The following is a 13,836-nucleotide window of genomic DNA, read 5'->3' on the forward strand; positions in this document are numbered from 1 at the left end:
GTCGGTTAGCTGAAGGTGTAACGGCTCAAAGGCAGACTGCGGATGCGTTGGCCGGTCAGCTGCGCCACGGCATTCGCCACGGCGGGGGCCACAGCCGGCAACGGCGGTTCGCCGATACCGCCCATTTTTTCTCCGCTCTCCACGATCTTCACGTGTACCTGCGCCATACGCGAAGGCGGCAGCACCGGATAAAGGTCGTAGTTGCGCGCCCGTGGCTTGCCATCCACGTACACCGCTTCCTCCAACAAGGTTTGCGACAGGCCCAAGGCCACGGCACCGTTGACCTGCGCCTCTACAATCGCCGGGTTGACGATGCTGCCCGGGTCAATCGCTTCCCAGATGTGATGAACCTTGACCTGGCCGTTCTCGATCGACACCTCGGCCACCACCGCTGCATGGGAGCCAAACGGCGAGGCCATGGCTACGCCGCGTGCACGGCGGGTGCCGTCTTCGGCGGTGTAGGGCCCACGCTTCCAACCGCCAGACAGCTCGGCGGCCGCTTGCAGCAGGGTGGTCAGGCGCGGGTTGTCGCGCAGCAGGTGCAGGCGCAGTTCATAGGGATCATGGCCGCCTTTGTCGGCCAGTTCGTCCAGGAAGGCTTCGTAGAAAAAGTCATTGAGCGAGTTACCCACCGAGCGCCAGTAACCGAGCATAGCCGGACCTTTGACGTAGATCTGCGCAATGCGTTTGTTGGGGATCGCATAGCTCTTGCCCGACAAGCCTTCCAGGGCAGTAGGGTCGATGGCGTCGCCCTGTTTGCCGGCGATGGCTTCGGTGGGGCCTTCGGTGGCGCTGACCGCTTCGATGGCCACCGGCAGGCCTTTGTCATCCAGTGCGGCGCGGAACTTGACCACGGCGACGGGGCGCAATACATCGCGCACGAATTCTTCTTCACGGCTCCAGATCAGCTTGATCGGCCGGCCCACCGCCTTGGCCAACGCAATGGCTTGCGGGTAAGGGTTTGCCGAGTCATACAGGAAATGCCGGCCGAAAAAGCCGCCCAGCAGCGGTGAGTGCAGGGTGATTTGCTCAGTGCTCAGGCCGGTGCGCTTGGCGATGTCGGCACGGAACATATCCGGCGCCTGGTTAGGCAGCCACACCTCCAGCGTGCCGTCGGGGTTAAAGCGTGCCAGGGCTGAAGGCGGTTCCAGCTGGGCATGGTTGAGGTACTGGTTGTGGTAGGTGGCTTCGACGCGGGTTTTGGCGCTGGCCAGTGCGCCGGCCACATCGCCTTCGTTTTCGTCATCGCGGGCCGGGCCTTGCTGGGCGGCGAGGAAGTCGCGGTACTTGTCGCTGGAAAAATCCGCCGGCATCGCCCGCACGGTGGAGTCGGCGGCGGCTTCAAGCCATTCGACCTGGATGGCTTCGACGGCCCGCTTGGCATGCCACCAACGCTCGGCTACCACGGCCACGGCGCCGGGCAGGGTGTGAACCGAATGCACGCCTTTCATGGCTTGCACCTGCGCCTGGTTGCGCAGGCTGCCCACGGTCATGCCCAGGCGTGGCGCATGCTGGACGGCAGCGTGGAGCATGCCGTCGATTTTCAGGTCGATGGTGTACTGCGCCTTGCCGGTGGATTTGTCATAGGCATCCAGGCGCTTGACCGGCTTGCCGATCCAGCGGAACTGGCTCGGGTCGCGCAGGGTGATGCTGGCCGGGTCGGGCACCGGCATATCCAGGGCGGCACCTGCCAGTTCGCCGTAGCCCAGGGAGCGGCCGGAAGCGGCGTGCACCACGCGACCGGGCTGGGTGGTCAGCTCGCTGAGCGGTACGCGCAGTTGCTCGGCGCCGGCTTGCATCAGCATCGCGCGGGCGAGGGCGCCGAGGCGGCGCATGGTCGGGTAGCTCATGCGCACCGACATACTGCCGCCGGTGATGCGCAGGCCATTTTCCATCACCACATAGGCTTCGCCGGGCGGGGCCGCTTCGACAATGAACGTGGCCGGGTCGGCATCCAATTCTTCACCGACGATCTGCGCCATGGCGGTGTGAGTGCCTTGGCCGCCTTCCATGAAGGGGCTGAGCAGGCGCACGCTGCCGTCGGGGCGAATTTCCAGGAAGGCGGGTACTTGAGTGCCGCGTTCAGCGGCGGCGCCGGTCGCGGCTTGCACGCGGGAGGTGCCCAGTGGCAAGCCGAAACCGATCACCAACGCGCCCACCGCGGTGCTGGCCAGGAAGCGGCGACGGGACAGGTTGATCGGTTCGCCCAGGGTCACGCCGGGAATGATCTCGTTGGTGTTCATCAGGCGGTCTCCTTCCCGGCGGCCAAGGCATCCATGGCGGCATGGATGGCGTTGTAGGTGCCGCAACGGCAGAGGTTGACCATCGCCGCGTCGATCTGCGCCTTGGTCGGCGCGGGGGTGTGCTTGAGCAGCGCCGTGGCCGCCATCACCTGCCCGGACTGGCAGTAACCGCATTGCGCTACTTGATGTTCGACCCAGGCCGCCACCACACGCTTGCCCACGTCATCGGCCTCGACGGCCTCGATGGTGGTGATCTCGCGACCGACCACGCCGGCCACGGGCGTCACGCAGGCGCGCACCACATTGCCGTCCACCAGCACCGAACAGGCGCCGCACTGGGCCAGGCCGCAGCCGTATTTGGTGCCGGTCATGCCCAGGTTATCGCGGATCACCCACAACAACGGGGTGTCGGCTTCGGCATCGACCTGATAGGCCTTTTGGTTGATACGTAATTCCATGCGGGCTCACCTGCTGATCATCGGTTGGTGGTGCTTTTTCTTATCAGGGACGTGCTCGGTGGCATACCCTGGTGTCGCTCATGGGCGACGGGTTATGGCGGCGGGGTTGAGAACCTGTTTCATCTTGGCCACGCGCGCATGGTTGGACTCTAGACCACGGCGCAAGGGGTATCTATCCCGGCAGGCGATAAGTCGGAGGATCAGGCAAGTATTCGCGAGGATTGAGCGATAGAAGCAGTGGCTGATCCGAGATTTTGGCTGATGTGCCGTGATCTTCTGTGGGAGCTGGCTTGCCTGCGATGACGGCCTGACAGGCGATGCTTCTCTACCTGACACCCCGCGATCCTACTGTGGGAGCGGGCTTGCGCGCGAAGGCGGCCTGGCAGGCAACACAGTTGGATTGGGTACATATCCATTGCTGCGGTAACGGCCACTTAGGGTTCCGCCCTGACGGCGGGTCACTTTGGAAAAGAGCCCCAAAGTAACCAAAGGGCTCTTGCCCCACCACTCGGCACCTCGCTTGGGCTCGGTGTGCCCGAACGCAGGCTTGAATTCGTGGGCCGCCGCCACGCGCCATCCATGGCGCGGGGCGGCTAACCCGGCGTCCTGCCGGGTTACCCACGAATTCAAGCCTGCGTTCGGCCAGCGTGGTTTAACGGGGCGCCTGAGATCAAGATCAAAAGCAGATCAAGATCAACAGCGGCTCGCTTCGCATCGTGGTTACCGTTGATCGCTACACAATTGAGTAAATATCTCTGCTTTCACACAACCCCATCAATCAAAATATGCGCCTGCCCGCGGCTGCAGCGCTCGATGCGTGCCTGCACCTGGTAAACCTCGCGCAGCATCGCTTCGTTGATCACCGCGTGGCTCGGCCCGCTGCCCTGGGCTGTGCCGTCGGCGATGACCAGCACCTGGTCGGCAAAGCGCAGTGCCTGGTTCAGGTCATGCAGTGCGATGAACACAATCACCTCGCGTTTGCGCGCCAGGGTGCGCATGAAATCCAGTACTTGTACCTGGCGATGCATATCGAGGGCGCTGGTGGGTTCGTCCATCAGCAGTACGTCGGGTTCGCGCACCAGCGTCTGGGCGATGGACACCAGCTGTTGTTGGCCGCCGCTGAGTTCACCGAGGTTGCGAAAGGCCAGGCCGGTGATGCCCAGGGCGCTGAGCATTTCGTCGACCAAGTTCAACTCGTCGTCTTGTACCACCCACCCCGGCGTCAGTTGTTTACGCGCCAGCAGTACCGATTCGTACACCGTCAACCGGGCGCTGGCGTTCAGTCCTTGGGGCATGTAGCTGATGGCTTGTGCACCTTTTTGCGAGCCCTGCAGCAGCACCTCGCCTGGCCCGTCGATCAGCCCGGCCATGCGCTTGAACAGGGTGGATTTACCGGCAGCGTTGGGCCCGACCACCGCCACCACCTGGCCGCCGACAAAGGCTGCGGTGTTCACTTCGCGGATGATGGTGCGCTGGCCGTAGCGGGCGCCGAGGTCTTTCAACTGGAGACTTACCATGAGTTTTTCTTGCCGCCCAGGATCAGGGATATAAAGAACGGCACGCCGATCAGTGACGTAACCACGCCTATTGGGAAAATCGCCCCCGGAATCAGGGTTTTGCTGACCACCGAGCTGGCTGACAGAATCAACGCGCCGGTGAGCAGCGAGGCGGGCAGGAAGAAGCGCTGGTCCTCGCCAATCAACATGCGTGCGATGTGCGGGCCCACCAGGCCGATAAAGCCGATGGTGCCGACAAAGGCGACCGGGAACGAGGCGAGCAGGCTGACCATGATCAACGTTTGAAAGCGCAGGCTGCGCACGTTGATGCCGAAGCTGGCGGCCTTGTCGTCACCCATGCGCAGTGCGGTGAGGGCCCAGGCGCGCTTGGCGAAAATCGGCAGGGTGACCAGGATGATCAGGCAGATCACCCCCAGCTTGGGCCAGGTGGCTTTGGTCAGGCTGCCCATGGTCCAGAACACCACGGCTGCCACGGCTTGTTCGGTGGCGAAAAACTGTACCAGGGCCAGCAGCGCGTTGAAGGTAAAGACCAGGGCAATGCCCAGCAGCACAATGGTTTCGGCCGTCACCCCACGGCGCAGGCTCAGGAAGTGGATCAGCAGCGCCGAGAGCATCGCCATGATGAACGCGTTGACCGGCACCATGTACTGCGCCGCCAGCGGAAACAACGCCACTCCAAACGCCAGGCCCATGGCCGCACCGAAACTGGCGGCGGCAGAAATGCCCAGGGTAAAGGGGCTGGCCAGCGGGTTGTTGAGGATGGTCTGCATCTGCGCCCCGGCCAGGGACAACGCCGCGCCAACGGCGACCGCCATCAGGGCGACGGGCAGGCGGATGTCCCACATCACCACACGCACTTGCGGCGCGGCACTGTCGGGCGAGAACAGGGCGCCGAGCACTTCGCTGAGGCTGTAGCTGGCCGGGCCCAGGGCCAGGTCGAGCAGCACGCTGCACAACAACAGCAATGCCAGGGCAAGGAGGATCAGGCGTTTGCGTATCACCAGGTTGCGGTAGGTCGGGGCGCTCATGGCTTGAGGCTCACGAAGTAACCCGACTCATAAGGGACGGGCAGGAAGCGTTCGTGCAGTTCTCGAAACGCAGCGTCCGGGTCCAGGTCGGCAAACAGGTCGGGATGAAACCACTTGGCCAGTTGCTGGATCGCCACGAACTGATACGGGCTGTTGTAGAACTGATGCCAGATGGCGTGGAAGGCTTGCGGGCCCTGGGCCTTGATACCGGCATAGGCGGGGCGCTGGGTGTACCACGCCAGCTTGGCTCGGGCCTGGGCCATGTCGGCGCCCGGCCCCACGCCAACCCAATGCCCGCCGGGGGCAAACGCCTCCCAATTGGCGCTGGTGACAACGACCTGGTCGGGGTTGGCCACGATCACCTGTTCGGGGTTCAACTGGCCAAAGGTGGTGGGAATAATGCCTTTGGCGATGTTGTCGCCGCCGGCCATCTGCACGAACAGGCCGAAGTTTTCATTGCCAAAACTCAGGCAGCAGTCGTCGGTGTAGCCACCGATACGCTCGATAAACACTGACGGGCGCGCCGGTTGCTGCGCCGCAATCACGTCGGTCACGCGGCGGATCTGCTGGTTGCGAAACGCAATGAAATCCTCGGCCCGTTGCTCTTTGCCGAACAACTGGCCGAACAGGCGCATGGTCGGCTCGGTGTTGGTCATCGGTTGGTTGCGAAAATCCACGTACACCACCGGGATGCCCAAGGCATCGAGCTTCTCGATATAGCGCGCATCCTCGGTGGCATGCTGCGCCTCGATATTGAGGATGATTACGTCGGGGCGTTGGGAGATGGCCTGCTCGATATCAAAGGTGCCGTCTTCAAAGCCGCCGAAGGTGGGGATCTTGGCGATGGCGGGAAACGCGCGCAGGTAGGCGTTGTAGGTGTCCGGGTCGGACTGGATCAGGTCCTTGCGCCAGCCAACGATCCGTTCAATCGGGTTTTGCGTGTCCAGCGCCGCCACCAGGTACAGCTGGCGGCCCTCGCCAAGAATCACCCGCTGCACCGGCAGCTTGACCTTGACCTGGCGCCCAAGCAGATCGGTGACGGTGGTCAGCGCCGCCATGCTCGGCAGGCTAGCCCCCAACAACCCGGTGAACAGCAGCGCCGCTAGAAGGTGGCAACGTCGAACAATGCAGATCATGAATCAAGCCCTTGCAGGTGTCAGAAATCGACCGTGGCCGAGAGGAGGAGGGTGCGCGGCGAGCCTTGGGAAAACGCACCGTAGGAGGCGACGCCTGACCAATACTCGCGGTCGAACAGGTTCTGCACCGTGGCGCGCAGGGTGGTCGGGTGCTCGGCGATACGCGTGCTGTAGCGTGCGCCGATGTCGAAGCGGGTCCACGCATCGAGCTGTTGGGTGTTGGCCTGGTTGACGTACTGGCTGCCGGTGTAGATGGCGCCTGTGGTGAGCGTCAGGCCCTCGACCCATGAGGTGTCCCATTCGGCCCACAGGTTGGCTTGCACGTCGGGCACGCCCACCGGTGTGTTGCCGGTGTTGGCGGCAATCGCGGTTTTGGTCAGTTGGGCATCCAGCAGGGTCACGCCACCGAGCAGGCGCGTGCCGTGGGCGACTTCGCCCAACACATTGAACTCCAGGCCACGGTTGCGCTGTTCGCCCTGTACCGAGAAGCGCCCGGCGGCCAGTTCGCCGCTGGGCTTGTGGATCTGGAACAGCGCCAGGGTCGCCATGAAGGTGCCGTAGTCGACCTTGACCCCGATCTCATGCTGTTTGGACACGTAAGGCGCAAACACCTCGCCGGCGTTGGCGGCGTTGGAAGGCGCCACGTCACCCTTGCTCAACCCTTCAAGGTAGTTGTAGTAGAACGCCACATGCTCCCAGGGCTTGAGCACTGCGCCGAACAGCGGCGTGACCTTGCTGTCGTCGTAGGTGCTGGTGGCCACGCCGGCGCTGTTGTAGTTGCTGGACTGGATACGCTGCTGGCGCAGGCCGACGGTGACTTGCACGCGTTGGTCGAGCACCGACAACGTATCGGCGATGGCTACGCCAGACAGTTCGCTGGCTGATACTTTCGGCGTGGCGGGCTTGGCGATCGCAGGCTTGGGCCGGTCCACCGGATGGTAGAGATTGGACAGCACCGGGGCCCCGGAAATAATCCCCCGCGACAGCTCGTCGCGATAACGGCTGGCCTGCACGGTGGCGCTGTGGCTGATCGGTCCGGTTTCGAAGCGCAGCCGCGCACCGGCGTCGACCGTGTAGCGCTGCACATCGAAACGGTAATAACCGGGGATCGAAGACGTGTCGCCGGCAGCGTTGATGAGGGTCGGCGTCTGGTCGGACATCCGCGCTACTGCCGATTTGCCGCCACCGGCATGGGCAAACAGTGTGAGCGCGTCGGTGAGGTCGTATTCACCGTTCAGCAGCGCGGATTTATCTCGCGTGCGCGACCAGCCCCAGTCCTGGCTGACGTTGGTGCGGCCGTTGGCGGCGGAGGGGACGTCGACGCCGGCAGCAATCAGGAAGGGGCGCGAGGCGGCGTCGAGTTTCTCCTGCTGGGAAATCAGATCAAGGCTGGTGCGCAGGCGTTCGCCCTGGTAGTCCAGGGACAGCGCGCCAATGCCTATATCGCGCGACTGCTGGTCGATCACCGTGTCACCGTTCTGCAGGCTACCGTTGAGGCGTACGCCGAAGCGGCGCTCGTCGCCAAAGCGCCGGCTGATATCGAGGTGGCTGCCGACCTGCGCGTCCTGGGTGTAGCTGGCGGTGTAGCGGGTCAGGTCTTCATCCAGGGAGCGCTTGGGCACCACGTTGATCACGCCGCCTACCGCGCTGTTGGGTGACATGCCGTACAGCAGCGCACCGGGGCCTTTGACCACTTCGATGCGCTCGGCGTAGTCGGTAAACACCCGGTAGTTGGAGGCCACGCCGTACACGCCGTCGAACGCCAGTTCTCCCAGGTTGCCTTCACCCACCGGGAAACCGCGGATGAAGAACGAGTCGACAATCCCGCCCGTCTGCCCGGTGGAGCGCACCGAGGAATCACGCTCCAGCACATTGCCGACCGTGGTTGCCTGCTGGTCCTGGATCAGCGCGGCGGTGTAGGCGCTGACACTGAACGGCGCATCTATCACGTCGGTATTGCCCAGCATGCCCAGGCGCGCGCCGGTGGCTGCCTGGCCGCCGGCATACAGCGGCGGCAGGTCGCTGGCGCGTGGCTCGGGGGCGCTGACGGTGATGTCCGAAAGCGTGACTTGACCCGGCACCAGGGTGTAGCTGCCGTCGCTGCGCTGCACCATGTCCAGGCCACTGCCGGCCAACAGCCGCGTGACCGCTTCCTGGGGCGAGTAACGGCCGGATAAGCCTGGGCTGGTCAGGCCCTCGGTGAGTGCCGGGAGAAATGACAGGGCAATACCGGCGTCCACGGCAAAGCTCGACAACGTGGCGCCGAGCGGGCCGGGGTCGATGTGGTAGGTGCGCACCGTCACGCTGTCCCATTGCGCCGGCACGTCCGCCAGGGCGGCACCGGCCAGGGCCAGGCTGAGCAGCGCGCTGCGAATCACAAGCATGGAGGGCAGCCCTATGGACGAAAGGGAAAAGGGGTATGAGTGTTTGCCAGCCGAGCGCGAAAAAAGTATCACCCGCGGCGCGTTTTATTTTGGCGCCGCCTCAAGCCGGCGACAGGCTGACCCAATAACCGTTCAAATGGCCGCTGGCGCGCACCGGGTAGGTCTGCACCAGCATGTTCAAGGTGCGCTGGGTATCGGCGATGGGGAAGGCCCCGGAAATACGCAGGTTTGCAATGGCCGGGTCGTAGCGCACGAAGCCACGCCGATAGCGGGTCAGTTCCGCGACAAAGTCTGCCAGGCGCATGTTGTCGGCCATCAGCATGCCTTGGGTCCAGGCGCTGATATTGCGGTCGGCGGGGGTGAGCGCGCCGAACTGTTGCGCGGAAAAATCCGTGCGTTGCCCGGCGCTGACGATCAGTGGCGCGCTCTGGCTATTGTCGGCCAGCTTCACTTTGACCGCGCCCTCAAGCACCGCCAGATGCGTGCGTGCGCCCCGTTCGCGTACGGTAAAACGCGTGCCCAGGGCGTGCATATGGCCCTGGCGGGTGCTGACCAGGAACGGGCGGGATGCATCCTGTGCGGTCTGCACCAGTATTTCACCTTCGCGCAGGCTCACCAGGCGTTGCTGGGTGTCGAACCGCACGTCGATGGCGGTCTCGGTGTTGAGGGTCAGGCGCGAGCCGTCGGCCAGGGTCAGTTCGCGACGTTCGCCGATGCGGGTGCGGTAGTCGGCGCTCCATTGCTGGGACTGCGCCAGTTTCCAGCTGCCCCAGCCCACCGGCATTACCGCCAGCAACAAGGCCAGTTTGCCCAGGGCTTCGCGGCGTTGGGGGTTGCTCGGGCGGTCCAGCGCCGACATCGCCAGGGACGGCGGCAGGCCACCGAGCTTGCTTTGCAGCAATTGCGCGCGCGCCCAAGCCCGGCCACGCTCAGGGCTGCTGACCTTCCAGCGCTCCCACTCGGCGCGTTCGCTGGCGCTCAATTCGTTCTCGCTCAGGCGCATCAGCCATTCGGCGGCCTCTTCAAGGGCGTCGGTGGGCAGCGGCGGTTCCTTGCCCAGGCTGAGCACTTATTCCACCCGCATCAGGCACTGGACGAGTGCCTGTTTCATGTAGCGCTTGACGGTAATCAGCGACACGCCCAATTGCTCGGCGATGTCCTGGTATTTGAGGCCGTTGAGCTGCGACAGCAGGAACGCACGCTTGACCAGCGGCGGCAGCGCGTCAAGCATTGCGTCGATTTCGTGCAGGGTCTCCAGCACCAGAAAGTGCGCTTCCGGCGACGGCACCTCGTGGGCCGGCACGCTGGCGAGCGCTTCCAGATAGGCACGTTCCAGGGCCTTGCGCTGGTACCAGTTGACCAGGATGCCCTTGGCCACGCAGCTCAGGTAGGCGCGTGGCTGGTCAATCACCGTGACCTGCGAGGCCAGGATGCGGGTGAAGGTGTCCTGGGCCAGGTCCGCCGCATCCATGGCATTGCCGAGTTTGCGTTTGAGCGTGGCGTACAGCCAGCCGTGATGGCCGCTGTACAGCGCCTCGATTGCGCGCAGGTGAGGGGTGTTATCGGCGGGAAGGCTTTCGCTCATGGCGCGCAACCGTGCAATTGAGAAGTATTCCCAATGCTAAGTGCAAACCCATCGGTTGCGCAACGCGAGAATCGCAATCAGCGCCATGGCATAGGCCACACACACAAACAGGTAGGTGTACGCCAAGCCATAGACCTGGCTGAGCAAGCCGCCGGCGCAGATACCCACGATCGAGGCAAATTGCGCCGTGCCCTGGGCGATCCCCAGCACATGGCCTTGCTGCGTGCTGTCGGCGGTCCTTGAAACCAGCGCCATCAGTACCGGCGTGGTCGCGCCCAGCAATACGCCCCAGACAAAATAGGCGAGCACAAACACCAGCGGGTTGCGGGTGAGGCCGGCGAGGGCTGTCAGCGCGATGCAGCCGGCCACCACCCAGGTGAGGCGGCGCAAGCTGTCTGCCTGGCTGCGACCTTCGAACTGGCGCGCCCAGGCGGTGGCCGACAGGATAAAACCCAGGGCCAGCAAGCCGTAGCACAGGCCGACCAGGGCATTGCTGACGGCGAACGTCGTACTCACATACAGCGCGAACGAGGTCTGCGGCAGCATCCGCGCCAGCAGCAGAATGCCCATCACCGTCAACAGCGGCAGCAGGGCCGAGGCCTGCCAGGTGCCGCCCGTTGAGGGGGCTGTGGTTTTCTTCACCGGTGGCACGTTCGGCAAGGTCAGCGCTGCAATCACCGTGCACACCGCACAGAGCGCCGCGGCGCTGAGGTTGATCCAGAAGAACGTCGCATGGTCGAGGATCAAGCCGCCGACCACGGCGCCGAGCAGCGAGCCGACGTTGGTGGAAATCTGCAGCAGTGCGAACAGCCGTGCACGCCGTGACGGCACCTCGATACTCACGCCATACGCCTGGGCCGGGGCGATGTAGCCGGCACAGGCGCCTTGCAGAAAACGCAGCACCAGAATAGTCCAGAGGTCGCTGAACAAGGCCAGCCCCAGTTGCGTCAGGGTCAGGCCCGCCAGTGCGCGAATCATCATCAGCTTGTGGCCGTAGCGATCGCCGATGCGGCCCCAGAACGCGCTGGTCAACAGAATGCCGAGCATCGGCCCCACGTACACGGCGACGCTGGCGAAGCTGAACAGCGTGTCGGAGTCGGTCAGTTGGCGTAAATGCACCGGCCAGAACGGCCCGCTCATTTCCATGGCGCCCATGGACACAAGCTGGATCGTGAACAGCAGGGCAATCAGGACGCGGGTGGGTGGCATGGAGCAGTCTCGCTATACAAAAAAAGTCGCGGCTGGGGTGATACTTTTTCACGCGTCGACTGGCATCAAGCGTAATTCTCACTTCACTTGATCAAAGGGCCCTGACGTCATGCCTGTTGCCAGCCGGTTAACCCTCGCTATTCGTACCGCCCTGTTGCTGGCTGCTGCCAGTGGCAACGCCTGGGCCGCCACCGCCGAGTCAACCGACGACAGCGCGCAGAGCCTGACCCTTGACGCGACGAACGTCAACGCCCGCTATCTGGGCCCCACCGACCTGCCCGAGGTGCTCGCTGGCGGCCAGGTGGCCCGTGGCGCGCGCCTGGGCATGCTGGGCAACAAGGACGTGATGGACACGCCGTTCAGCGTGACCAGCTACACTGCCAAGACCCTCGCCGACCTGCAGACGGTGACCGTGGCCGATGCCCTGGAGCGCGACCCCTCGGTGCGTTCTACCGGGCAGACTGGCGGTATTGTCGACTCGTTTTTCGTGCGGGGTTTTGCGATTGGCGAGGGCAACCTGGGCGAGTTGGCCTATGACGGCGTGTATGGCGTGGCCCCCAACTACCGCGCATTCACCGAGTACGCCGAGCGCGTCGAAGTGCTCAAGGGGCCGGGGGCGCTGATGTACGGCATCTCGCCCAACAGCGGCGTGGGCGGTGTGATCAATATCGTGCCCAAGCACCCGCTGGACCAGGACCTGACGCGCTTTACCGGCAGTTATGCCTCCGACACCCAAGTCGGCGGTCACCTGGATATCAGCCGCCGTTTCGGTGAGGAAAACCAGTTTGGTGTGCGCTTCAACGGCAGCCTGCAAGGGGGCGACACCGCCGTGGACGATCAGCATCGCGACGTGGGGGTGGGCGCCATTGCCCTGGATTATCGCGGCGAGCGCCTGCGCCTGAACCTGGACTACATCAGCCAGAAAGAAAGTTTTGAAGGCGCCTCGCGCCCGTTCACCCTGGCGCCGGGCGTGCAGGTGCCTTCGGCCCCGAATGGCCGCACCAGCCTGCCGCAGAAGTGGGGCTGGTCGGACACCAAGGAGCAATCGGCCTTGCTCGGCGGTGAATATGACCTCAGCGATTCGCTCACCGTGTTCGCCCATGCCGGCGGCGGGCGGTCGGATGTCAAGCGCCTGTCGGACCAGGTGCCGCGCATCCTCAATGATGCTGGCGACACCAGTAATATTCCGGGTTACTACAAGTTCAACGTCGACCGTTCCACCGCCGATGTGGGCCTGCGTGCGCAGTTCGCCACCGGCCCGATCACCCACACCACCACGCTGATGGCGACCCGTTACCAGGATGAGCTGTCTCGCGGCATCAACAACGGCACCGAAATCCGCTCCAACATCTACCACCCGGTGGACACGCCCAAGCAAAACCTGCGGGCGCCGAAAGTGCTGCGCATCTCCGAATCGGAGCTGTCCGGCGTGGCGCTCACCGACACCCTGGGCTTTCTCGATGAGCGCATCCAGTTGACCCTGGGCGTGCGGCGCCAAGACATCGAGTCGCGTAACTACAACGCCGCAGGCGCGGTGAGTTCGCGCTACAAGGACGCTGCGACCACGCCTTTGGTGGGCGTGGTGGTCAAGCCCTGGGATGACGTGTCGCTCTACTACAACTATGTCGAGGGGTTGAGCAAAGGCGATATCGCGCCGGGTACGGCCAGCAATGCCGGTGAAACCTTCGCGCCTTATGAATCCAAGCAGCACGAACTGGGCGTGAAGTATGAACACGGCACCCTCATGACCACCCTGGCGTTATTCCAGATCGAGAAGCCCAGCGGCGAATTGGGCGCCAACGGTGTGTACTCCGTGCAGGCCGAGCAGCGCAACCGTGGTGTCGAGCTGAGCGTATACGGCGAAGTGGCGCCTGGCACGCGCTTGATGGGCGGCGTGACCTTCCTCGATGGCGAGCTGACCCAGTCGGCGAGCGCCGCCAACCGAGGCAACAAACCGGTCGGCGTGCCCGATATCCAGGCCAACCTGTGGGCCGAGTACGACACCCCGTGGCTGGAAGGTTTTACCCTCACCGGCGGGGCGATCTACACCGACAGCCAATATGTCAACCAGGCCAACACCCAGGAGCTGGATGCCTGGACGCGCATTGATGCCGGCGTCCGCTACGCGACCAAGATCGAAGGGCGGCCCACCACCTTGCGCGCCACCGTGCAGAACGTATTTGACCGCGAGTACTGGTCGGGCGTCGCGTCTTACGGCGCCTTCTCGCCGGGGTATCCACGTACTTTGCAGCTGTCGGCGACGGTGGACTTTTAAC

General features: G+C 64.0%; 10 protein-coding genes. 1 reads left to right on the forward strand and 9 read right to left on the reverse strand.

Annotated elements, in window-relative coordinates:
- Nucleotides 1-5: 5 nt before the first annotated feature.
- From AC4PS6_RS06875 to AC4PS6_RS06915, 9 genes are all read right to left on the reverse strand, one after another.
- On the reverse strand, nucleotides 6-2,243 hold the full coding sequence (locus tag AC4PS6_RS06875) for a xanthine dehydrogenase family protein molybdopterin-binding subunit (RefSeq protein WP_032903499.1): 2,238 nt from the start codon (nucleotides 2,241-2,243) through the stop codon (nucleotides 6-8).
- Nucleotides 2,243-2,701, reverse strand: a complete 459-nt coding sequence (locus tag AC4PS6_RS06880) for a (2Fe-2S)-binding protein (protein ID WP_014718046.1) — start codon at nucleotides 2,699-2,701, stop codon at nucleotides 2,243-2,245. Before AC4PS6_RS06880 ends, AC4PS6_RS06875 begins: the two co-directional genes overlap by 1 nt.
- 761 nt (nucleotides 2,702-3,462) lie before the next feature.
- A complete protein-coding gene (locus AC4PS6_RS06885) occupies nucleotides 3,463-4,218 on the reverse strand; it encodes an ABC transporter ATP-binding protein (protein ID WP_014718047.1) in 756 nt (251 codons plus the stop codon).
- Complete coding sequence (locus AC4PS6_RS06890; RefSeq protein WP_003190501.1) at nucleotides 4,212-5,246, reverse strand: FecCD family ABC transporter permease; 1,035 nt, start codon at nucleotides 5,244-5,246, stop codon at nucleotides 4,212-4,214. Before AC4PS6_RS06890 ends, AC4PS6_RS06885 begins: the two co-directional genes overlap by 7 nt.
- Complete coding sequence (locus tag AC4PS6_RS06895) at nucleotides 5,243-6,382, reverse strand: ABC transporter substrate-binding protein (protein ID WP_014718048.1); 1,140 nt, start codon at nucleotides 6,380-6,382, stop codon at nucleotides 5,243-5,245. The genes AC4PS6_RS06890 and AC4PS6_RS06895 overlap by 4 nt, the downstream gene beginning before the upstream one ends.
- A 20-nt stretch (nucleotides 6,383-6,402) precedes the next feature.
- Nucleotides 6,403-8,766, reverse strand: a complete 2,364-nt coding sequence (locus AC4PS6_RS06900; RefSeq protein WP_019817275.1) for a TonB-dependent receptor — start codon at nucleotides 8,764-8,766, stop codon at nucleotides 6,403-6,405.
- Nucleotides 8,767-8,866: 100 nt separating this feature from the next.
- Nucleotides 8,867-9,835, reverse strand: a complete 969-nt coding sequence (locus tag AC4PS6_RS06905) for a FecR domain-containing protein (RefSeq protein WP_014718050.1) — start codon at nucleotides 9,833-9,835, stop codon at nucleotides 8,867-8,869.
- On the reverse strand, nucleotides 9,836-10,351 hold the full coding sequence (locus tag AC4PS6_RS06910; protein WP_003190510.1) for a sigma-70 family RNA polymerase sigma factor: 516 nt from the start codon (nucleotides 10,349-10,351) through the stop codon (nucleotides 9,836-9,838).
- Between the two features lie 36 nt (nucleotides 10,352-10,387).
- Nucleotides 10,388-11,560, reverse strand: a complete 1,173-nt coding sequence (locus tag AC4PS6_RS06915; protein ID WP_032903500.1) for an MFS transporter — start codon at nucleotides 11,558-11,560, stop codon at nucleotides 10,388-10,390.
- A gap of 109 nt (nucleotides 11,561-11,669) precedes the next feature.
- Here AC4PS6_RS06915 and AC4PS6_RS06920 point away from each other — a divergent pair, with 109 nt between their 5' ends.
- The gene (locus AC4PS6_RS06920) at nucleotides 11,670-13,835 is read left to right on the forward strand and encodes a TonB-dependent receptor (protein ID WP_492180761.1); all 2,166 of its coding nucleotides are present in this window, start codon (nucleotides 11,670-11,672) and stop codon (nucleotides 13,833-13,835) included.
- Nucleotide 13,836: the final 1 nt, after the last annotated feature.

Source organism: Pseudomonas sp. DW-iso17, assembly GCF_058725345.1.